This is a genomic window from Methanobrevibacter ruminantium, assembly GCF_016294135.1.
In the GTDB taxonomy this organism is placed as follows: Archaea; Methanobacteriota; Methanobacteria; order Methanobacteriales; family Methanobacteriaceae; genus Methanobrevibacter; species Methanobrevibacter ruminantium_A.
Genome location: NZ_JAEDCO010000002.1, coordinates 17,042 through 39,701, shown reverse-complemented (window position 1 = coordinate 39,701; position 22,660 = coordinate 17,042). Strand labels below are relative to the sequence as shown.

The following is a 22,660-nucleotide window of genomic DNA, read 5'->3' as shown; positions in this document are numbered from 1 at the left end:
TATAAATTAGTTATTGTATTGAAACTGCTTAAATAAGCAAAATAAATATGGTGTAAAAGATATGTTCGATTTGGTTTTGGCATGTTTTATTGGCATTGGAATAGGAACATGTACAGGGATGGTTCCAGGAATACATGTAAATACTGCAGGTGCCATAATGTTTGCATCCTCCGCATTTTTAATGAATTATGTTTCTGCAGAATTCTTATGTGTAATATTTGTTGCAATGTCAATTGCCCATGCCTTAATCGAATTTGTTCCATCAATGCTCCTTGGAGTTCCAGAGGAAGGAACTGCTACATCCATTCTTCCAGGTCATAGGATGGTTTTAGAAGGAAGATCTAAGGAAGCTATTCGTATCGTTTCTGTTGGAGGGTTTGGAGCCATCCTTGTAGTGATTATCATGATGCCAATATTTGCAGTGGCACTTCCCTTTCTGCAAGGAATATCCAAACCATATACTTGGATTATCTTGACTGTAGTATCGGTATATATGATTCACAAATTAAGTTCAGGGAATATTGCTTTTCTATGGTCCCTCCTCCTTTTTGTTCTATCAGGTATAGTAGGTTGGATAATGCTTCAAACCCCAATATCTTCAGGAATCTCTTTAATGTGCACCTTTAGTGGTTTGTTTGGGATCAGTACTATTTTATTTAGCTTGAATGATAGCTCTTCAATTCCTCATCAAAATAGATTTTATGATTTGGAAATTGATATGGATGCAATCAAAAGCATCTTTGCAGGTGGAACTGCTGGGGCTATTTTAGGATTTTTACCAGGATTCGGTCCAGCTCAAGGAAGCATAATAGCACAAGGAGCATGTGGAACAAGTGATGACAGTGATGATACAAAGAATTTCTTGCTGGCTAATAGTGGATTAAATACTTCAGACACTCTCTTCTCGCTAATAGCTATTTATTTGATTGGTAATCCAAGGAGCGGAATTGCTGTATATATGTCCTATCTGATTTCTGAATTCACTTTATCACATTTGATGATATTCACTTTTGCTTCTTTAATTGCAGTTTCAATATCTTTGATGATCTGTTTGAAATTAGGGGATAGCTTTTCAAATCTCATGCAGGGAATAGATTATAGAAAGCTTTCAATAGCGGTGATTTTATTGATGATTGCAATTCTGTACGCTTTTGCAATAATCTACAAAGGGCCAATCTTATATCTGACCCTTGCATTGATTACAACCACTGCACTGGGTTTGCTTCCACATTACTTGGGAGTGAGCAAATCACATTTAATGGGAGTTCTAATCTTGCCCGCTATAATAATTTACATGCAGATGTACATATAGAATAAAAATTTTATTGTTTTAATCTAAACTATGCTAATTTCAAATGGTTTTTAACATGATTTGGTGATTTTATGGTAACAAATTCAATCCATAATGCTAAGGAAGATGAAAATTATAACCTGATTCCAAGATACAATGTCTTGAAATTCAACTTTTCAGATGAGGAAAAGCTCATATTAGAAGAGCTAAGGGAAAATCTGATAGATTTAGCTATTTCAGAGAAGATGTCTTCCTTTAATGAGGAACTGATATTGAAGGACATTATCCGTTTTTTGGAAAATAGGTTGCAAAATAGATTTGATTATGATTACAAGGAAAATCTGGCAAGGAATATGCTTAAGGAACTTATCGGATATGGAGAATTAAGTGCATTGATTGAAGATGATAATCTGGAGGAGATAATGGTTATAGGTATAAATAAGCCAGTTTTTGTCTATCATAGAAAATATGGGATGATGGAAACTGACCTCCTCTTTGAAGATGAGGAAAAGATAACGAATATCATTGATTCAATAGCACGTGAAACAAATAGGAGAATAGATCAACAATCTCCGATTCTTGATGCAAGGCTTTCCAATGGCTCAAGAGTTAATGCAACAATCCCCCCATTATCTGCAAATGGGCCTACAATAACAATTCGTAAATTCAAGAAAGACCCATTGACTATTGTTGACTTGATTAGATACAACACATTGAATAGTGAAATGGCATCATTCTTATGGCTATGTGTTGATGGATTGGGAGTGAAACCTGCAAACATCATAGTATCTGGTGGAACAAGTTCAGGTAAGACAACACTTCTTAATGCACTTTCTATATTCATCAATCCCATGGAGAGAATAATCACAATTGAAGATACTTTGGAGCTTCAGATTCCACACAATCATATCATCAGAATGGAAGCGAGAACAGTGAATATTGAAAACCAGGGAGAGATAACAATTGAGGATTTGGTTAAAAATGCATTAAGGCAAAGGCCAGACAGAATTATCGTTGGTGAAGTTAGGGGAAATGAGGCAATCACACTATTCACTGCATTGAATACAGGACATTCCGGATTTGGGACATTGCATGCAAACAATTCACGTGAAACCATTACAAGACTTACCAACGCTCCAATGAATGTTCCTAAAATCATGATTTCATCAATTGATTTCATTATCATGGAAAAGAGAATCTACAGGTCAGATGGAATTTCATACAGAAGAATTACAGAAATTGCAGAGGTTACCGGTATGGAAGAGGGAACAATTCAGTTGAGCAAGTTATTCGAGTGGGATAGTGAAAGGGATGAATTCAAAAACCTGACAATAGTTAGCAAAACGTTAGAAGAAATGGCTAATCTCAAGGGAGTTCATATCTCTAAACTGAATGAGGAATGGAAAAGAAGACAGTTGGTTTTGAACTATTTGGTAAAAAATAACATATCTTCTCAAAAAGATATATCTAAAATTCTTGAAACTTATTATCTCAATCCAGAATATGTATTAAATAAGATGGGTGTTGAATTAGATTGATAGTTTTTATAAAATTTTCATTTTAATTAGACGTATTTTTAATATTTTGATAGTTAATTTCCTTTTCATTTTTAGCTTTATTCTTAATTTATTTTTTGATGATGGTGATTGTTATTTTAGATGAATTTTTTATTCAATTAAGTAATCTTTTAATCAGTTTTTTCATAAAAGTCATTGATTTCATTGTTTTCATTTTGGATAAATTTCATAATAAAAACAAGTGTGATGATGAGATAGAATTAAATGATGAAAAAAATTCTAAAGATGGAATCAATTTAACCAATGAAGGAATTTTTAAGATAAATGACTTCTTAAAAAATGATAGCATTTTTGAAGAGCTGGAAAATAGATATTTGCAGGAATCCGCTTCAAATGGAGTGAATTCATCTAATCAATCTCAAAATATTTTCAGCAGCTTGAAATGCACAAGTTATGGAAATGATGAGAATGTGGGAAATAAGGCCAATCGTAATGAAGATAATTTTCTAGAAACTATTAAGGAAAAATTGATTGGAGTTTTACTAAATAACAATTTTATTCAAATTGATGAATCAAATTTTTATAATTCCATTTTAAGAATCATTGCAATGGCCTTCTCTATTCTAACACTCATTGTAGCATTAATCAGCTATTTCATATCTTTAGAATTAGGTCTAGCTATTTTCATTTCCATTCTACTGGTTGCTCTTGCAGTATTCTATTATCCTAAGATAAAAAAGCAAAATGAATATGCTTCATTTTCAAAGGAACTTCCATATGCCTTAAGGCAATTAGCAACTGAACTTAGGGCAGGCAGGAGTTTGTTTGATTCATTGGATTCTGTTGCAAGTTCAGATTATGGAATTCTTTCTGTGGAATTTTCACGAGTTCTTGAAGAGATCAAATATGGTGAAAGTACAGAAAATGCATTTTTAAATCTTGAAAAAAGAGTTGATTCAAAGGCCTTGTCAAGAACGATATATGAAATTCTAACAAGCTTAAGGATTGGAGCAAACTTATCCAATTCCTTAAGCATTATTGCAGATGACGTTAACTTTGACATCAGGATGAAATTGAAGGAGTATAGTGAAAAGCTGAATGCATTTGTTATGATGTATACATTTTTAGCTATTTTAGCACCAGTCATTCTTTTGACAATGCTTCTTGCAGCATCTGTAGTGATTGGGGATTTGGTGCCTGGTGATTTGATATTGGTTCTATATTCTGTATTTTTCCCTATGATAATTGTCTTTTTAGGATTTGCAATAAAAAAATTAGAGCCTAAAATCTGATTTGTTAAAAAATACCATTAAAATAAGAAAAATGTTGTTGAAATAAATTTAAATCAGATAAAAAAAGTTTTAATAATAAAAAAATGTAAATTTATAGAAATTTATCTATAATTTACATAATGTTTTTAAATTTTATTTGGCAGCTTCACCAATTAATGCATCTTGATTGCTTACTACTTGAGTGTCAATGACAACTGGATTCTCTTCGCCTAAAACAGATTTAGTGCTTCTTAATCCAAATAGCATTGTGGATAAGTTATGAAGCAATGAAGTTGTAGTAGGTGGAATGATTCCAAGCAATCCAAGTCCAATTAAAGATTCATTGAACATTACAATGTGTCTGTAATTGGCATTTATCTTATCAAGCATTCCAGTTGAGAGCTTTCTAAGTGTTACCAAGTCATATAAGTCATCTGAAAGCAAGGAAATGTCTGCAACTTCCCTTGCAATGTCTGATGAGTTTCTCATAGCCACTGACACATCAGCAGCAGACAATGCTGGAGAATCATTGATTCCATCTCCAACCATAATGACTTGATGTCCTTCATCCTTCAATTCCTGGATAATGCTTGCCTTGTCTTCTGGAAGAACTTGTGACTTGTATTGTGTAATGCCTAAATCATTAGCTATCTTATGTGCAGCATTCTCACTGTCTCCAGTCAACATGACTACATTGGAAATGCCTAATTCCTTAAGTTGGCTGATTACATCATGAGCTTCGTCCCTAACAAGATCTGAAATGCAAAGGATTCCTTGAAGCTTCTTGCCAATTGCAAGATAAATCACTGAATACTCTTTAATGTTCTCATCAATGATCTTTTGCTGTTTCTTTGTAAACTTGATGCCTTCATCTTCCTCTACAAAGTGTCTACTTCCAATGATTGCCTTTTTGCCATCATATGTAGTTGAAATACCATGTGCAACGATGTATTCAACTTCACTATGGTCCTCTTCATGATGCAATCCTTCAGCTTCAGCCTGTTTCACAATTGCTGTCGCTACACTATGAGCGAAGTGCTCTTCAATGCATGCAGCAATTCTCAATACTTCATCCCTTTCGTATTTTCCACAAGGAATGACCTTTTCAAGAACTGGATGGGCATTGGTCAAGGTTCCTGTCTTATCGAATACTATGGTATCTGCATTGGCATATGCTTCCAAGTGTTTTCCACCTTTAACCATCATCCTATTGTCAGATGCCTCTTTCATTGCAGAGATGACTGAAATCGGGGTAGTTAACTTAATTGCACATGAGAAATCCACCATCAATACAGCCAATGCTTTTGAAGTGTTTCCTGTAAGCAAATAGGTTAATGCTGTTGTAAGCAAACTGTAAGGCACAATTGAATCAGCTAATTTTTCTGCCTTGCTTTGAATGCTTGCCTTCAACTCCTCGGAGTCTTCAATCATATCAATGATCTTTTTCAATCGGGTTTCATCGTTAACGGAACGAACTTCGATTACTATTGACCCTTCCTCAACAACGGTTCCTGCATGGACAGCTTTTCCTTCACTCTTATGCACTGCCAATGATTCTCCAGTCATTGATGCCTCGTTGATCATGGCATCCCCATCTGCAATGACTCCATCTACAGGAATGATTGCACCTGTTCTAATTATTATTTTGTCTCCTTTTTTGATTTGAGACAATGGGGATTGACTTTCGATTTCATTTCCTTCATCATCGATATCAACTTTCCATACGCTATCAATGTTCAATGCTAAACTGCTTTTTAAAGTGCTTTTTGTTTTCTGCATTGTATAGTCTTCCAGCATATCTGAAATAGACAATAAGAACATCATTGAACCTACAGACTTGTAGTTGCGAGTGATTAATGATGCAGCTATAGCAGTCCCATCAAGAAGTGCAACATCAGCTCTAAAACTGGTTAAGCTATCCAATCCATGATATAGGTAGTTGGCAGCGTGATATAACATTCTCACTTTCCTAAATGGTATTGGCAGGATAATTTTAAAGAGATATCTTTTTAAGACATGTTTAGATAATCTGAAAAAGAATTCATTTGATATTTCAGCTAAGCTTATATTGTCTGTTGCCTTTCCTTCGTAGAGGTCTGCTTGAGAGATCTTGTCCAATATGTGGAGAATTTCCGCTTTTTTGCTTATATCATTGTAAAAAATCAGTATGCTTCCGTTTCTATGGGAAATAGTTACTTCATCAATGAAGTCATATTCAAGCAAGGTTTCACTTAAGCCATAAGTTTCTTCTTTGGTAAATGCTTCTTTACCTGCACGCACTCTTAATCGAGTGCCCTTATCGTATACTATATCGTAAATCATGGCTCTGAATTGAATAAATTTATAAATTTATAAAATTTATTGATTTATTAATTTACTAATTTATTAGATTTGCCTATCCAATATTTTTATAATTTATTTATTCTTCTTCAGCAGTTACATCAACGCATACTGCTTCTTTTTTTGCAGCTTTTGCATCAGTGTGGATATCTTCTGCATTGTCCTTAATGTCTTGAATGGATTCTTCAAGTTCGCTTTTGCAAGTTAAGACTTTAGCCATACCTTTTGCAGCATAGTCTTTACTGGTTTGGGATTCCAAGATTTTTTTACCTACCACTGCAGCAGCTATTCCTCCTACAAAAATCAATGCGTGCTTATGTTCAAAAGCTTTGTCTCTTAAATCTCTATACATTTTATCACCATTTTTAATTTTTATTGTAAATTCAATTTTTAATCTAAATAGCAAATTTCACTATTCGGATTCTACTATTATGTCTTAATTTATTTTTATTTAAATGTTTAGGTTAACCTAAATAGTTATATTTATATAATTAATATATTAAACATATATGATTAATATTTTTTTTCTAATATTCTTTCTTTTTTCTAGGCTTTTTGTTTATTGGTGTCATTTCCTTGTTTTAAATTTTTTTCATTTTTCACAAATATTTCATGTATTTAATTAGGTAAACCTAAACTTTATATATTATGAAAACAAAAATAACATTATGTTTTAGGTATACCTAATTAATCTATGTAGGGTAATCTTTTTATTTTCATTTTAATTAACAATCCAAAAATATTTTTAAAAAGCAATACATTTTATTTTAAAAATATCCTCATTTTTAAAACAAAATTTAAAAATTTTAATTAAACTACAAAATACCTCAAAATAATGAGATTTCGTCTAACATGGATTTAGGTATACCTAAATTCCTACATTTTATTGATAGTTATTTTTTAGAGAAAGATATTAAAAAAATCTCTAAATGGTTATCGGTAATTTATCAGACATGATATTTATTTTATAAAATTTCTTAAGAGGTTGTATAAATGATAAAAAAATTAAACGAACTCAAATCTGGAGAAACCGGGGTTTTAGCTTCTTATGGTTCCGGTGGTGACTTGGAATTAAAAAGACATTTGCTTGGTATGGGCTTTGTTAAGGGTGCAGATGTAGAAGTGGAAAAAGTTGCACCTCTCGGAGATCCTATTCAAGTAAAAGTTAAAGGATACTCTGTATGTCTTAGAAAAGAGGAAGCTAAAAACATTGAAATCGAAGTATAAGTCTCTAAAAATTAACATTTTTTGTTTATTTTTAATGGAGTTTTACTTGGTTTTTTAATTTAATATTTTAACGTTGATTTTTTTTAATTATAATCAAAATATATTTTTAAAGGTATAAATATGGCAAATCTTAAAATAGGTTTAGCAGGTAATCCTAATGTAGGAAAAACCACTTTATTCAATACTTTAACTGGTTTAAACCAACATGTAGGTAATTGGCCTGGTAAAACCGTAGCACAAGCAAAAGGTCATTATAAGCATAATGGCAATGAAGTTGAAGTAATAGATTTACCTGGTAACTATGCTTTAAGTGCTCATTCTATGGAAGAGATCGTATCAAGAGACTTCATCGTGGATGAAGACGCTGATGTGATTGTAAACATCATAGATGCAGCAAACATTGAGAGAAACTTGTATCTCACTGTTCAAATGATGGAACTTGGAGCTAACTTGGTTGTCGCATTGAACATGAATAAGTATGCTCAAGACAAGGGTTATACCATTGATGCGAAAAAACTTTCTGAATTATTAGGAGTTCCAGTAGTTGAGATTGAAGCAAATAGTGATACCGGTAAGGAAGAATTACTTAAAACCGTTGAACAAGCAGCTCAAAACCCAGTGAACACTACTGAAAGGTTGGTTTATAACAATGAACTTAAAGAACATATTGCTGAGCTTCAGGCTGTTATAGAAGAAGACAAGAATTTATTGGACGTTCCTTCATCTTGGATTGCAATCAAATTGCTTGAAAACGATGAGATTGTAGAAGAGAAAATTCAAGGTTCTTCAAAAAGGAATAACATTCAAGCTGAAACCAAAAAAGTCAAGGAACACTTGCAAGGCATTTTTGGTGAAGACAGTGAAGAGGTTATTGCAAATGCAAGATATGCATTCATTGATGGGCTCTTAAAGGAATCCCTTACAAAACCTGATCATTTGAAAGTAACCATCAGTGAAAAAATCGATAAAATCATTACTAACAGAATATTAGGATTCCCGATTTTCATAGTTATAATGTATGCAATGTTTGAGATTGTATTTACATTCGGTGCACCTTTCCAAGACTTGATTGATGAGTTCTTTGGAATGCTTGGTGACTTCGTTATCGCTTCCCTTGGTGAAACAATGCTTTCATCCTTCCTCGTTGATGGGCTCATTGGAGGAGTAGGTGGGGTACTTGTATTCTTGCCTCAAATTATCCTATTGTTCTTGATTATCAGTTTCCTTGAAGATTGCGGTTACTTAGCAAGAGCAGTATTTGTTATGGACAAGTTAATGCATAAGTTTGTTGGATTGCATGGTAAGGCATTTATCCCTATGCTTTTAGGATTCGGTTGTGGAGTGCCAGGTATTATGGCAACCAGAACCATGGAAAACGAAAAGGACAGATTAATCACTATGTTAATCGTACCATTCATGTCCTGTTCCGCTAGAATGCCAGTATATCTCTTATTGGTTGGAGCATTCTTCGCAGCTCATGAAAGCCTTGTAATATTATCATTATACTTGCTTGGTATAATTGTTGCAGTCATTGTTGCATTCATATTAAGGAAAACTACATTTAAGGAAATGTCCGCTCCATTTGTAATGGAATTGCCTGACTATAAATTGCCTACTATCAGAGGTATCTTAATGCACACCCTTGAAAAATCTTGGGGATTCATTAAAAAGGCAGGTACCATTATTCTTGTTGCAAGTATTGTAATCTGGATGTTAAGTTACTTCCCTGCAGGAGTTGAATACGGATCTCAAGAAAGTGCTATCGGTACTATCGGTACTGTAATCGCACCAGTATTTGCTCCTTTAGGATTTGGAGAATGGCAACCTGCTGTAGCATTGGCATTCGGTCTTGTTGCTAAGGAGGTTGTAGTAGGTACCTTCAGTTCGTTATTTGGAGTTGCCGAGGAGGGAGCCGGAATCGCGGCAGCAATGCATGGAATATTCACTCCGCTTACAGCTTATGTATTTATGGTATTTGTATTGCTCTATATTCCTTGTTTCGCAGCTCTCGGGGCAATCAAACAGGAAACTGGCGGATGGAAATATCCATTGATCATGTCTGCTGTTACCTTAGTGACTGCATATGTGGTTGCTTTCATAGTATATATGGTAGGACTGGGATTAGGATTGGGTTAACCCAATTCTAATTTTATTTTTTTCTTTATTTGATTTAATATCATTGTATTTCATTAATTTGAAGAGATAAAGTAGATGTTAAATGAAATAAAGGAAATGTTTTTAAAAATTAAAGTTTATAAAATTTAGGTGGTATATGATAAATACATTGAAATCAATTATTTTCTTCATAATTGCCGGATTTTTTGAAATCGGTGGAGGATATTTGATTTGGTTATGGTTAAGGGAAGGTAAAGGAATAGAATTCGCTATTTTAGGAGCAATTATTTTGATTCTTTATGGTATTGTTCCAACATTTCAACCAGCCAGCTTTGGAAAGACTTATGCTGCTTATGGTGGTGTATTCATAGCATTGTCTCTTTTGTGGGGTTGGAAAATTGATAATGTTGTTCCGGATCAATTCGATATAATTGGTGCATGTATAGCTTTAATAGGTGTATTTGTGATAATGTATTGGCCTAGGGTATTGTCATAATCGTTTTAAAAAGTGTTTTATTAGATAATGTAAATTTGTAGTATTGTATTATTGAAAATGAGGTGGTATCATGCAATGTAGAATGTGTGGTTTTGAATTTGATCCCCAAAAAGGAGGGTCTTGCGGAAGCTGTGGACAATGCAAAGGTTGCAATAAAGCTTTTTGTCCAAGATGTGGATATGGAAATTCCCTCTCTTATGAAAAAGAATTTGATTATATTTCCAAGCTTCAAAGAAAATTAAAATCATTTAAATCAAGAGCAAAAATATAATATTTTTTGTTCAATTTTACTATTTTTTCAAAAATTCTCATTATTGTTTTCCAATATTTTCATTAGCTGTTTTTATGATATTTTTCATAATTTTTTTTAAAATTTCTTCAAAATAAGTATTACTATTTAAACGGATTTTAATGGTTTAGTAATACTAAACAAACATTTATATAGTTTTATTTCAAATATTATATTGTTTAATCAATTTTTATTTAAAATTAACTACATCATTGTCTTTATTAGTAAAATAAACTCTAAAAAATTGTTTTTAGTATTACTTTCAAATTTAAAAAATTTATAAAAAGTATTACTTTTGTATTACTGATAAGATAATAATTTTATAAAATGTATTACTTTTTAAATACTTATTAAAAAAATCAATTCGCTCAAAATTCATAGGGTAATAATGAGTATTACTCCAATTGTTTTTTTAAGATTATAAAGAGTGATATGGTGTGATATAGATTAAACTTAAAAAAATGGAGGAAAAATAATATGCATATACCTGATGGTTTTATACCTCTTGGCCAATGTGCAATCTACTATGTAATCTTAATTATTGCATTGTACTTTGCTGGAAAATGGGCAAGAGCAAATCTTGATGAAAAACGTATACCATTGCTTGCAGTATTGGCTGCAGGTATTTTTGCAATCATGTCCATGAACATGCCAATTCCATTTGGTACAAGTGGTCACATGGTTGGTGGAGCATTAGTAGCTATTGTATTTATGGCTCCTGAAGCTGCTATTTTAGTATTCACTGCAGTATTACTTATTCAAGCTTTATTCTTCGGTGACGGAGGAATCACTGCTTTAGGTGCAAACGTATTCAACATGGCAATTGTTGGAGGATGTGTCGGTCTTTACAGCTTTAAAGCATTAAGAGGATTAATTGGTAAATATCCTTCTGCATTTGTAGCAGCATGGCTTGCAACTTTAGTTGCAGCAGTAGTGGCTGCAATTGAAATGGCTATTGCAGGAACTTTCCCATTGACTGTTGGAATTGCTTCCATGGCACTTTACCATGCATTTATTGGTATAATTGAAGGAGTATTAACTGTAATCGTTCTTTATGCTCTTGAAAAATTCAGACCAGACTTGTTGGCATGGAACAGAGAATAGGGTGGTAATATGGAATTAAGTCAAAGTGATAAATATTTAATTGTTGTAGGGATCATATTTTGTATTGCTTTAGGAGTATTGTCTCCTTACATTGCATCTGGCGATCCGGACGGATTAGAAAAATCTGCTGAAGATGCAGCAGTTGGTGAAGATGTTGAAGCTCCAGTTATGGAGTCACCATTCCCGGACTATACCTATGAGCCTTTAGACAAATTAGGCGAAATCGGTGTTTTAATATTCGGTGGACTGATTACACTTGTTCTTGGTTTAGGTATAGGTTATGCATTAAAAAAATCTGACTAGTCATATAGATTAGTTTAATAATTTAAAATATCTTTGTATTTAAATTTTAGAAAAGGGGGTCTTGGATATGGATAATAAAATTCATATCCCTATTTTCTCTTTTCCTATTCATTTCTTCTTTTTTAATTTTACATAAAACTTTCCTTAATTTATTAATTAGTAATACTTTTTAACTGTTTTTTACTTAATTAGTAATACTTTTCATTTATTTGTCTAAAGTAATACTTTTTAGCCTTATTTTGACAAATTAGTAATAATTATCAATTTAAATGAATAAATATTTATAATTAAAAGCCGAAAGTTATATTATAAATTTTATTATTTAATTTTTATTTTAGTTTTAAATTTAATTTTAATTTTCAAAATTAGGATAGGATTAATTATTTCAATGCAATTTGATGGTAGGTAAAATGGCAATAGAACAAGTTAGATCATTAGAGTTTATAGCTTCTAGGGATACAATTATCCATAATTTGGAAGGAAGGGTTAAGCTTGTAGCCATTTTGCTCATTATTCTTTTCACTGTTTTTTCAGATAGGCTAATAGTTCCAATAGTATTGGAATGCTTTTTACTCATTGTAATGTATTTGGCTGAATTGTCATTTAAGGAAAGCTTTAAGAGAGTTCTACTTCTTTTGCCATTTGGGGGATTTGTGATAGCATTCCAACCATTTATACACCCTGGTAATATCATTTGGCAGGGTCCTTATTCATGGTTGTTTATCACTGATACCGGTTTAAATTGGACAGTTCTTTTATTTGCAAGATTGATTGTTTGTTTAACAGCTATTGTTATCCTTTCATCTACCTCTCCTATGCAGGAAGTGGTGCAATCATTCAGAAAGCTTGGAATGCCAAGGGATCTTGCAATGATTCTAACTATTATGGTAAGGTTCCTGTTTATCTTTGTAGATGAATTAAGGGACATTAGGCAATCAATGACCTCAAGAAACTTTGATCCATTCAATGATAATATCTCTTATAAATGGAGAGTTAAGCAAGTTGGATATAGCATAGCAATGATGTTTCTGAAGGCCTATGAAAAGGGAGAGGCCATTTATTTAAGTATGGCGAGCAGATGCTTTTCAGACAATTCCAATTTATATCATGCAAAGACAATCCTTGGAAGATCTGAATATATTTATTTGGCTATAATCATTGGCATTATAATTGTTTTGCAATTGCTTGTAGTGTTTTATTCCAATAATTTGGCTTATTTAGGTGTTTCCTTATCATTATAACTTTTAATTCATTTTTCTTTTTTTCAATTTTTTCATCAGATTTTTTATTATCGTAAATATTTAGGTATGCCTAAAAATTTAGAAACATTTATATATTATAAAGAACAACTTATAATTAACAATAAGTTTAGGCACACCTAAATTTTATTGTTTCTTGAAAAATCTTAAATTTTGTTGTTTATTAGTTCGACCAATAATAATCTAAAGTTTTCTAAATTACATATAATTATCTTCCTCCCTTTCTTTAGATTATTATTGGCTTAAAAAGAATTTCAACACATCATTTTCTTCTGTTAAAATCGCTCTCTATCCAAATGAAATTCTGGGAATTAATAAGAACTTTTTATGATTTTAAGAACCATTTTGAAATAACTTAATTGTTATTTAGCAATCTCCAAACAAGTACATGGTATTCTTGATCTCAGGTATGCTATGTACTGCCTCTTATTTTATTTTTTTTAATATTTTTAGTTTTTCAGCTGTTTCTTTTAGTTGTTTTCAAAATTTTAAAATTTTATTTTTTGTATGATCAATATTATTCAATAATTTTTTAGGTAAACCTAAAAATTTAGAAAGGTTTATATACTATGGAGACAAATCTATAATTAACAATAAGTTTAGGTATACCTAAACTATTGTGTTATTGAATAAAAATCTGTAATAATCTTGGTTAATGATAATTCTCAAATTCAAGTAATTGTACATAGTATTAGTTTAATCATAACAATCCAAATCTCTTGAATTTAGAATTTATTATTAATTTTAGTCTAATGAGTTTTACATAAAACACACATCATTTTCTTTTGCATATAATCGCTCTCAAGAATGTAAGATTCAGGGTCCAACTACAAGATTATTAATCTCCAGAAGTGTAAATAATTATTAAGAAATTATTTAACTCAACCTCCAAGATTAGTTCATAGCTTTGCTATGAATGATTTTTTCTTTTTTTTATTTTTTTTTAAATTTATCTTATTTTAAAAAATAGTATTTTTTTAATAGATTTGACAGTTTAATAATTAAATTCATCCGTTAAAAATAGTGTTTTTTTAATAGATTTTAATGCCTTTATCTTTTAAGATGGCTGCTAAATAGATAAAGGATATTATAAGGAAGTAGAACAGTATTTGTATATCCAATATTCCAGTTTCAACTCCCAAGATGGAATAAGTCAATATTAAACTGTATATTGCAATATAAAATGAGTCTTTAGTGATTTTAATTATCTTATATCCTGTTCCTAAGATGAATCCAAGAAGGCACATCTCGACTGCAACTCCAATTTTACCGAAATCAACTATCATCTGACCTAATAATGTAGGGGTTACAGTTACTTCAGTTCTCCAAGCTATTAGCTTGCCGACTAACATCCTAGGTCCAAGATCACTTCCAGGCATTGAACTTGCTATCATTTTCCCATGCAATATGCCAAAGTTGCCTGAAATCTGATTCAATAGGTTCAATACATGCATAGTGAAGTTAGCCCTATGTTCCAAGGTGGAGAATATGCTGGTGTTTGTACTTATTGCAAGCTCATTCAATGATCTCATATAACCAATTCCCATAATTGTAAAAACTCCTATCAATGCACCTAAAATCACTTCCCAAACTGATAAGATCTCACCATAGTAAGCAATGATGATCATCATGAGAAGGATAGCAATGATCGGTGTTCTGTATTCAAGTGTGAGAACAGTTATAATTCCAATTAATGTTAGAATAAGGAACCTGAATCTCACTTGGCTTCTTGAGATTTCACCGCTTTTGTATTGGTTCAATCTGTGTGATGCAATAAGCCCTATTCCAGGTACCACTAGGAACACTGGCATTGTGAATATAGGTTTTAGTGAGTATCTTAAAGAGGATTTCAATATTGGCAATCCTCCAACAGATGCAATGCTTATGAAAAGGAATATGATTCCAATTAATGTAAGGCAAAATCCTATTGAATATACGTCTTTTGTATCAAACACGGGTATTTTATTACTTTCACTATTGTTTAAAACAAATCTTGTTAATATGATTGCCCCAATGAAAAATGAGATGAATGCAATCAATATGGTGAATTGCAAATCCCTTGAAACAGGTTCTGTTGCAAGAAGTAAAAAAAGTGTAAATGTAACTAAAACAACAAGTGGTGAAAATATTTCCTCCTTAAGAATTTTGCTTTTTTTGAAAATGGATAAAAAGTTTTCACTAGGATACAAGCTCTTGAAATAGCTATTGACCCATTCATTTTCAATAAATCCTAAGATTTTGAAAATAAGTGTAAATAAGAAGGATTTGCTAATCATATCTTCTATAGTTCTAGTTATCTTGCTAGTTATAGAATATATTAAACTCATATTTTCACTTTATTATCCTTATTGTTCTATTTTTGTATTACTTAATTTTAATTATAAGTTCTGATTTTAATTTGGCTAGTCTGACCATCGAAATCGCCTAATATTTCACTAGCGGTCTTCAAATCAGTTTTATTTGCTCTATTGATTTCAAGAACATTGGTTTCAGCATTCATGACAATGCAAGGCTTTTTATTATCATATAATGCATTTAGCAATTTTTGATATTTTACGCCATCAAGATTGTCTATAGCAATGCTTGTACTGATTTCACAATGGCTTCCATTAGGCATTTCACTGATTAAATCATTGATATTGCCGATTTCTTTTGGAGCGACAGAAATGTCCTTGACATTCTTGTAGGTATCTCCGTTTGACTCTAAGCTAATTGAATCAATGAACAAGTCTGCATTTGGCACATCCTTGTAGAATCCAGCAAGCAATGGTTTGCCATTATTATCAAGGAGAACGTTTATTTTTTGATTTTCACTTTCCCCTAACCATAGGACTTTTCCATTTAGTTCAACCTTTTCTCTGGTTCTTGCATCGGTTCCAACAATTGTGCTTGTAACAACATTGCCGTTTTTATAGTAATCCAAATAGGTTTCAAGTATTTTTGAATTGGTGGAATAGTCAAAAGAAGTGGCGGAGGCATTTAAGGAGTCATCATCCGCCATATGGTAAATGGCAAATCCCGCTGCACCGATTATGCAGATAATTATTAAGATGTCAATAATTGTAATCTTATTTAAAAAACCTGGTTTTTTCATATTAATTACCTTAAAAAATTTTAAGTATTCATTCTATCCATGCTTTCATTATTAATGTATTGATTTTTTAGCTATTCTTCGTAAATAGCACCTAAAGGACACATGTCCATGCATATTCCACAGTCATCACAGCCGTCCTTAATGATCATTGTGTATCCTCTTTTCTCAATCAAGTCTTTTGGACAAACGGATATGCATTTTTCACAAACTCCACATTCATCTAAATCAATAACTATCAATATATCGCCTCATAAAATATTTTTTGTGAATTTTGTAAATTATTAAAATCTAATTTTGATTCTTATAATAATTTAAATTTAATATAATTTTTTAATAAAATAATTACTTTAATAAAAATTACTTTAATAAATAATTGCTTTAATAAATAATTACTTTAAATAATAATTACTTTAATAAAGTTTTATTTAATACTATTTTAAAATATAATCATTTTTCTTTATATAACTTTGTAAATTTTTGATTATTTCTTAATGATTTTCTGCCTAAGTCCCTTAATTTAAGCTTTTATCTGGGATTTTTCAATAAAAATTTTTTATATCCATAACATTTATATAGAATAAAGTTTAAAATAATATTGTTGTATTATTATGCAAGGGTTCCCGAGCGGCCAAAGGGGAAGGACTTAAGATCCTTTGGTGTAGACCTACGAGGGTTCGAATCCCTTCCCTTGCACTTTTTTATAGATTTTTCCGATTTTTACTGCCTTAGTGGCTCAGCCGGTAGAGCGCTACCTTGGTAAGGTAGAAGTCGGGGGTTCGAATCCCCCCTAAGGCTCTTTTTTCTAATTAATTCAAAAAGGATTAATTAGTTTTTTTATTTTTTTTTTCAACGAAAGTTGTTTTTTTTTTAAATTAGTCTATTTAAGGTATCATACTCTAAGGTATCATACCTTAAATACTAATTGTAAGTTTTTTATAATCACAAGATTATTTTTTCTTATTTTCATTTGCTGTGAATTCATCGTTGGAATTTATTGTTGTGAATTTATTAAGTCCTGATAGTTTGAATTCATTATCAATCAATTTTAAATATGATGAAATGTAAATTTTATTTGCAGTTATTATGATTTTTATTAAATTATGAAACTTAGAAATTAAAAATATGGGTGATACTTTTGGTTAAGCATTTTAACGTTATGATGGCGGCATTCATTTCTGGAACTGTAGCATTATTTACTTCAGTTTTAGGAGTTTCCGGTACAATCATTGGATCTGTATTGAGTTCATTCCTTTATCAATTGCTTTCAGGATATTCTGAAGAGAAGATTGAGGAGGGGGCTTTGAGAAAACCTAAATTGGCTAATGAGATTGTTTACATATTCCCATTGGTTGTAATAGGAATCATTGAATTGATTTTCTTCTTGTCAGCATTGCATTACAGATTTGACATGATATTTGACTTCCTTGAATCTGCTGTAGCAAATAACTTATTCAGATTGATGGGAATCGGTTTAATCATTTTAGGAGCTTATCCCTATTTCAATTCAAACAATATTGGCAAACGTAACGGTACTGTTGTTTTGATTGTAGGAGTATTGTTGCTTTTAAGAGGTCTTATGGACATTTCAAGCATCACTTCCAAAATATTCTATGCTGTGTTTGCTCCATTTGATTCATTGTTTGCATTGGTTGTAATTGTTTTATTGGCACTTGTGATAATCAATATACTAATAAGTTCAGATAAGGAATATTTCAAGTCAAATGAATTCATCAATAATCATAGTCCAAGAAAGCCTCATGCAAGAAAAGTGGACACTTCATTTGGCAGAAACGCTAATGATGATAGAGATTTCAATCATAATCAATCCACTCATTACAATAGGCCTACTCATAAAGCTAATAATTCAAATCATGATTCCAATAGAAATCCGGAACCGCTTCCAATGTATGAAGAGGAAGTCATTTTGGTAAATAATCCTGAGAATCCTAATAATCCTATTAAAAAAAGAATCTTAAAAAGAGTAAAAACAGAATATGATGCTGAAGATGACGATTATCAGGATTTATATATTCTTGATGAATCTGAATAAATAAGAATGAGTAATTTTTTTAATTTAAATGAAAGGGAATCTATCTTTTCCCTATCTACTATCTTTTTTTTTAAATTTTTGTTATTTATTAAACTATTATTTTTTTAAATTTTTATTAATTAAAAACACATTAATTTTAATTGGACCTTCTCCAGGTGTTACCGCATTTTGCACATCTGATGAAATATGTTGGAGCCTCATCAGCAGATCTTGTTTGGACTGTCCACCAGTATCCCTTTGTTCCTCCGCATTTATAGCAGGTAATCTCTTTTGTAGGAAGAGCTACATTGTTATTGTCAGTTACAATGACTCCAACCTCTTTCTTTCGCTCTCCTTCGAACTGATACTCTTCCTTGATGTCTTCATCGGATATCTCTTCAACATATCCGCAATCACATTCCAGCTTATTGTTTTTTGGTATCAGTATCTTACCGCAATCCGGACAGAATCTCATTATTTTTGCTCCAGAATTATGTTTCTATTGTAAAGATTTTTTTCATAAATTTACCATTCCCAATCTATCATTTTTATCATGGTATTTTTCAATAATTTATCATTATTTGTAATGGTATTTATAAAATTCCTCATAAAAAATTCAATAATTTTCCATGATATTTAATGAAATTTCCATAAAAATTATTTTTCAATATTTTACTAGTTTCTTTATTATTTTCTTATAATATAAATTTTTATATTATTATTAACTTTATTTATCTTTATCAATAATTTTATCAATTTTTTCAAATTCCGATGCACTATTTTTCATCACATCTAATATTTATGAGAAAATTTTGCCGAATTCATAATAATTTGTAATAATTTATCATGATAAATCAACATATTTATATACAATGTTTATTAAAAGTTATAGTATATACAATGTTTACTAATTATCGTATATGAAAGAATGGAGGAAATATCAATGATTGAAATTCGCTTCCACGGACGTGGAGGACAAGGTGCTGTAACTGCAGCAGAAATTTTAGCTAAAGCAGCATTTAAAGATGGTAAATACTCTCAAGCGTTCCCATTCTTCGGTGTAGAAAGAAGAGGGGCTCCGGTTATGGCATTTACCAGAATCGATAGCGAACCTATCAATTTAAGATATCAGGTTTACAACCCTGATCATGTGATAGTTCTTGACGATGGTCTTTTAAGTGTTGTTGATGTTTATTCTGGACTGAAAGAAGATGGTGAAGTTATTATAAATACTCATGAAAAGGTCGAATCTGAAAACTACAAAGTATTTGATGTGGATGCAACAGGCATTGCACTTGAAATTTTAGGTGTAAACATTGTAAACACCATTATTTTAGGATACTTTGCTAAAAAGACCGGTGAAGTAAGTATTGAATCACTTATTGAAGTAATTAAGGAAACTTTCCCAGGTCCAATTGGAGAGAAAAACGCAGTAGCAGCTCAAAAAGCTTACGATATGGCTTAGGTGGCTGTATTTAAAATTTATTAATTTATGAAAGGTGATTAAATGGTTTCTATTGGATGTGCAATTAGTGAACCTGGAAGTACACGTAAAAACAAAACAGGGAGTTGGAGAACTTTTAAACCAATCCTTGATAAAGAAGCTTGTGTAGATTGTGATAACTGTATCATGTTCTGTCCAGAAGGATGTGTAAACAAAGACCATGATATAGATTATGATTATTGTAAAGGTTGCGGTATTTGTAAAGTAGAATGCCCAGTTCAAGCTATTAAGATGGAAATAGAATAGCTAAGCTATTAAAGAGAAAAAATAAGAGTGGAGAAAATTTTATGGCAAAAGAAATTATGACAACAAATAGAGCAGTTGCAGAAGCTGTAAAGTTAGCAAAACCACAAGTTGTTCCTGTTTACCCTATTACTCCTCAAACTACCATATCTGAATACCTCGCACAATTCGTTGCAGATGGTGATTTAGATGCAGAGTACATTAGAGTAGAATCTGAACACAGTGCAATTAGTGCTACTTTAGGAGCTTCCGAAGCAGGAGTGAGAGTATTTACTGCTACTTCATCTCAAGGTTTAATGTTAATGCATGAAATATTATTTGCAGCTGCAGGTATGAGAGCTCCAATAGTAATGGCAGATGCAAACAGGGCAATTTCTGCTCCATTAAACATTTGGAACGATCAACAAGATTCCATCGCACAAAGAGATGCAGGATGGATTCAACTTTATGTGGAAAATGCTCAAGAAGGATTCGACACTATTCTTCAAGCATATAGAATTGCAGAGCATGAAGAAGTTATGTTACCTGTAATGGTATGTTTAGACGGATTTATCTTAACTCACACAGTTGAACCTGTAGACTTATTGGAACAAGAGGAAGTAGACACTTTCCTTAAACCATATGTGCCTAAATTCGCTTACCTTGACCCTGAAAGGCCAATGTCCTTAGGTAACTTTGCAGACCCTAATTACTACACTGAAGCAAGACATGACATGCAAGTTGCTATGGATAAGTCCATGGAAGTAATCAAGGAAGTGGGTGCAGAATTCGGTGAAAAATTCGGAAGAGAATATGGATTGACTGAAAGTTACTTATGTGAAGATGCAGAAATTATTTTAGTCTGTATGGGTTCAATGGCAAGTACAGTAAGATATGTAGTTGACAACTTAAGAGAAAAAGGCGAAAAAGTAGGGCTCTTGAAAATCAGATCCTACAGACCATTCCCATTCGAGGAAATTGATGAAATTACCAAAAACGCTGATAAATTAGCTGTACTTGATAAAAACTTCTCATTCGGTATTGGTGGAGCTCTCTTCGCAGACTTGAAAACTAAATGTCACAAGGAAACCTATGGTTTCATTTTAGGATTAGGTGGAAGAGACGTAGTTCCTGAATACATTGAAGAAGCTGTAGAATTAACTAAAAATCCAGTAAAAGAAGTTACTTGGTTAGGCTTAAAGGAGGATGAATAATATGGAATTTCCTGAAGAAGAATTATTAGCACCAGGTCACAGAGGTTGTGCTGGTTGCGGAGCAGCTATTGCTGTAAGGCTTGCTCTTAAGGCATTAGGCAGAAACACTGTAGTTGCCTGTGCGACTGGTTGTTTGGATGTTATGACATCCCCTTATCCTGAAACCGCATGGGAAGTCCCATGGATTCATGTTGCTTTTGAAAACGCAGGTGCAGTGGCTTCCGGTGTAGAAAGAGCATTAAAAGCTCAAGGTAAAGAAGATGTTAATGTTGTTGCTTTCGGTGGTGACGGTGGTACTGCTGATATCGGTATCCAATCATTATCCGGTGCAATGGAAAGAGGTCACGACATAACTTATATCTGTTACGATAACGAAGCTTACATGAACACTGGTATTCAAAGAAGTGGAGCTACCCCTTATGGTGCTTCAACCACCACTTCACCAGCAGGTAATTTAAGCTTTGGTGAAGACAAGCCTAAGAAAAACATGGCTTTCATTATGGCAGCTCATGGAATTCCATATGTGGCTACAGCATCAATTTCATATCCTGAAGACTTTATGAAAAAGGTTAAAAAGGCAGCTGAAACCAAAGGTCCTGCTTACATTCACTTACATCAACCATGTACTACCGGTTGGGGATTCAAACCTGAACAGACCATTCAATTAGGTAGACTTGCTGTTGAAACCGGTGCATGGGGATTATTTGAAATTGAAAACGGTGAATTCAGAGTAACTTACAGACCTCAAGAAAGAAAACCTGTAGTGGAATACTTATCTGCTCAAAAAAGATTCAGACATCTTAAAGAAGAACAAATTAATGAAATCCAAGAATTCGTTGACAATCAATGTGAAGAATTAGGTATCTAAGGAGGGTCTCTATTGGAGAAATTAATAGTAGATAATGAATTATGTGATGGATGCCAGGATTGCGAAAAAGCATGTGAAGGAGTCCATGGAGTTCCTAGAATCACTATTCATGAATTAGACGGTTCCTATTTCCCTATTCGTTGTCAGCAATGTGAGGATGCTCCGTGTGAGATCATTTGTCCAACTGGTGCAATGAGCAATTTAGGAGTAGATGTAACTAAATGTATTGCTTGTGGTTTCTGTGCAATGGCTTGTCCGTTCGGTGCAATTTCCATTGAGTATGGCAATGCTCATAAGTGCAATCATTGTGCAGACAGAGAAGAAGGTCCTGCATGTGTTAAAGCTTGTTCCAAAAGAGCAATCGCTGTTCATGACATTGCAAATGTCATCAAAAGGAAACAAAGAGAACACATTGAAAAAATCTATGGCTTGGATAAACCGGCTAAGAAGAAAGGTCTTCTCAGTGTCATTACAACTGATACAAGAGCTAGAAAACCATTAGATGGAGAATAGAGGT

Annotated in this window: 22 protein-coding genes and 2 tRNA genes; 18 read left to right on the top strand and 6 right to left on the bottom strand. The window is 32.3% G+C overall.

Going from position 1 to position 22,660, the window contains the following annotated elements:
• Positions 1 to 61: 61 nt before the first annotated feature.
• From VW161_RS01130 to VW161_RS01120, 3 genes are all read left to right on the top strand, one after another.
• Entirely contained in the window at positions 62 to 1,312 is a 1,251-nt protein-coding gene (locus tag VW161_RS01130; protein ID WP_304087666.1) for a tripartite tricarboxylate transporter permease, read from the top strand.
• A gap of 71 nt (positions 1,313 to 1,383) precedes the next feature.
• The gene (locus VW161_RS01125; RefSeq protein WP_304087668.1) at positions 1,384 to 2,829 is read left to right on the top strand and encodes a CpaF family protein; all 1,446 of its coding nucleotides are present in this window, start codon (positions 1,384 to 1,386) and stop codon (positions 2,827 to 2,829) included.
• A 194-nt stretch (positions 2,830 to 3,023) separates the two neighbouring features.
• Positions 3,024 to 4,100 carry a type II secretion system F family protein gene (locus VW161_RS01120; protein ID WP_304093135.1) on the top strand — a complete coding sequence of 359 codons (1,077 nt, stop codon included), beginning with the start codon at positions 3,024 to 3,026 and terminating at the stop codon, positions 4,098 to 4,100.
• A 132-nt stretch (positions 4,101 to 4,232) separates the two neighbouring features.
• On the opposite strand, the gene VW161_RS01115 is transcribed toward VW161_RS01120, so the two are convergent.
• Both VW161_RS01115 and VW161_RS01110 read right to left on the bottom strand, forming a co-directional pair.
• On the bottom strand, positions 4,233 to 6,401 hold the full coding sequence (locus VW161_RS01115) for a heavy metal translocating P-type ATPase (protein ID WP_325192644.1): 2,169 nt from the start codon (positions 6,399 to 6,401) through the stop codon (positions 4,233 to 4,235).
• A gap of 97 nt (positions 6,402 to 6,498) precedes the next feature.
• Complete coding sequence (locus VW161_RS01110; protein WP_304102146.1) at positions 6,499 to 6,771, bottom strand: DUF6110 family protein; 273 nt, start codon at positions 6,769 to 6,771, stop codon at positions 6,499 to 6,501.
• Between the two features lie 641 nt (positions 6,772 to 7,412).
• Here VW161_RS01110 and VW161_RS01105 point away from each other — a divergent pair.
• From VW161_RS01105 to cbiQ, 7 genes are all read left to right on the top strand, one after another.
• Positions 7,413 to 7,646 carry a FeoA family protein gene (locus VW161_RS01105; RefSeq protein ID WP_295608151.1) on the top strand — a complete coding sequence of 78 codons (234 nt, stop codon included), beginning with the start codon at positions 7,413 to 7,415 and terminating at the stop codon, positions 7,644 to 7,646.
• Positions 7,647 to 7,766: 120 nt separating this feature from the next.
• Positions 7,767 to 9,782 carry a ferrous iron transport protein B gene (gene feoB, locus VW161_RS01100; RefSeq protein WP_325192643.1) on the top strand — a complete coding sequence of 672 codons (2,016 nt, stop codon included), beginning with the start codon at positions 7,767 to 7,769 and terminating at the stop codon, positions 9,780 to 9,782.
• 136 nt (positions 9,783 to 9,918) lie between these two features.
• A complete protein-coding gene (locus VW161_RS01095) occupies positions 9,919 to 10,257 on the top strand; it encodes a YnfA family protein (RefSeq protein WP_298536609.1) in 339 nt (112 codons plus the stop codon).
• A gap of 70 nt (positions 10,258 to 10,327) precedes the next feature.
• Positions 10,328 to 10,528, top strand: a complete 201-nt coding sequence (locus VW161_RS01090; protein WP_298536612.1) for a hypothetical protein — start codon at positions 10,328 to 10,330, stop codon at positions 10,526 to 10,528.
• Between the two features lie 495 nt (positions 10,529 to 11,023).
• The gene (gene cbiM / locus VW161_RS01085; protein ID WP_304088385.1) at positions 11,024 to 11,650 is read left to right on the top strand and encodes a cobalt transporter CbiM; all 627 of its coding nucleotides are present in this window, start codon (positions 11,024 to 11,026) and stop codon (positions 11,648 to 11,650) included.
• Positions 11,651 to 11,659: 9 nt separating this feature from the next.
• The gene (locus VW161_RS01080; protein ID WP_304088387.1) at positions 11,660 to 11,953 is read left to right on the top strand and encodes a PDGLE domain-containing protein; all 294 of its coding nucleotides are present in this window, start codon (positions 11,660 to 11,662) and stop codon (positions 11,951 to 11,953) included.
• A gap of 410 nt (positions 11,954 to 12,363) precedes the next feature.
• Positions 12,364 to 13,194 (top strand): cobalt ECF transporter T component CbiQ, encoded by an 831-nt coding sequence (gene cbiQ, locus VW161_RS01075; RefSeq protein WP_304088390.1) that lies wholly within the window; start codon positions 12,364 to 12,366, stop codon positions 13,192 to 13,194.
• 1,049 nt (positions 13,195 to 14,243) lie between these two features.
• Here the strand turns inward: cbiQ and VW161_RS01070 are convergent.
• The 3 genes from VW161_RS01070 to VW161_RS01060 form a co-directional block, all read right to left on the bottom strand.
• Positions 14,244 to 15,539 carry an oligosaccharide repeat unit polymerase family protein gene (locus tag VW161_RS01070; RefSeq protein WP_304088392.1) on the bottom strand — a complete coding sequence of 432 codons (1,296 nt, stop codon included), beginning with the start codon at positions 15,537 to 15,539 and terminating at the stop codon, positions 14,244 to 14,246.
• 47 nt (positions 15,540 to 15,586) lie between these two features.
• The gene (locus VW161_RS01065) at positions 15,587 to 16,306 is read right to left on the bottom strand and encodes an adhesin (protein ID WP_304094455.1); all 720 of its coding nucleotides are present in this window, start codon (positions 16,304 to 16,306) and stop codon (positions 15,587 to 15,589) included.
• Positions 16,307 to 16,377: 71 nt separating this feature from the next.
• Positions 16,378 to 16,545, bottom strand: a complete 168-nt coding sequence (locus tag VW161_RS01060; RefSeq protein WP_304088396.1) for a 4Fe-4S binding protein — start codon at positions 16,543 to 16,545, stop codon at positions 16,378 to 16,380.
• Positions 16,546 to 16,916: 371 nt separating this feature from the next.
• On the opposite strand from VW161_RS01060, the gene VW161_RS01055 reads away from it, so the two are divergent.
• The 3 genes from VW161_RS01055 to VW161_RS01045 all read left to right on the top strand — a co-directional run bounded on the left by VW161_RS01055 (position 16,917) and on the right by VW161_RS01045 (position 18,356).
• Positions 16,917 to 16,999, top strand: a tRNA-Leu gene (locus VW161_RS01055).
• Between the two features lie 29 nt (positions 17,000 to 17,028).
• Positions 17,029 to 17,101: transfer RNA gene (locus VW161_RS01050), tRNA-Thr, on the top strand.
• A gap of 340 nt (positions 17,102 to 17,441) precedes the next feature.
• A complete protein-coding gene (locus VW161_RS01045; RefSeq protein WP_325192642.1) occupies positions 17,442 to 18,356 on the top strand; it encodes a hypothetical protein in 915 nt (304 codons plus the stop codon).
• Between the two features lie 136 nt (positions 18,357 to 18,492).
• Here VW161_RS01045 and VW161_RS01040 read toward each other — a convergent pair whose 3' ends face one another.
• Complete coding sequence (locus VW161_RS01040; protein WP_298536108.1) at positions 18,493 to 18,810, bottom strand: transcription factor S; 318 nt, start codon at positions 18,808 to 18,810, stop codon at positions 18,493 to 18,495.
• A 468-nt stretch (positions 18,811 to 19,278) separates the two neighbouring features.
• Here VW161_RS01040 and porC point away from each other — a divergent pair, with 468 nt between their 5' ends.
• From porC to VW161_RS01015, 5 genes are read left to right on the top strand one after another with little or no spacing between them, the layout of a single operon-like run.
• On the top strand, positions 19,279 to 19,800 hold the full coding sequence (gene porC / locus VW161_RS01035) for a pyruvate synthase subunit PorC (RefSeq protein WP_304088403.1): 522 nt from the start codon (positions 19,279 to 19,281) through the stop codon (positions 19,798 to 19,800).
• 42 nt (positions 19,801 to 19,842) lie between these two features.
• Positions 19,843 to 20,085, top strand: coding sequence for a pyruvate synthase subunit PorD (gene porD / locus VW161_RS01030; protein WP_292789376.1), 243 nt, complete (start codon positions 19,843 to 19,845; stop codon positions 20,083 to 20,085).
• Positions 20,086 to 20,126: 41 nt separating this feature from the next.
• Complete coding sequence (gene porA, locus VW161_RS01025; RefSeq protein ID WP_304088408.1) at positions 20,127 to 21,275, top strand: pyruvate synthase subunit PorA; 1,149 nt, start codon at positions 20,127 to 20,129, stop codon at positions 21,273 to 21,275.
• A 1-nt stretch (position 21,276) separates the two neighbouring features.
• Positions 21,277 to 22,143: a pyruvate synthase subunit PorB gene (gene porB / locus VW161_RS01020; protein ID WP_296856338.1), complete on the top strand. Its 867-nt coding sequence runs from the start codon at positions 21,277 to 21,279 to the stop codon at positions 22,141 to 22,143.
• Positions 22,144 to 22,155: 12 nt separating this feature from the next.
• Complete coding sequence (locus VW161_RS01015; protein ID WP_304088414.1) at positions 22,156 to 22,656, top strand: 4Fe-4S dicluster domain-containing protein; 501 nt, start codon at positions 22,156 to 22,158, stop codon at positions 22,654 to 22,656.
• Positions 22,657 to 22,660: the final 4 nt, after the last annotated feature.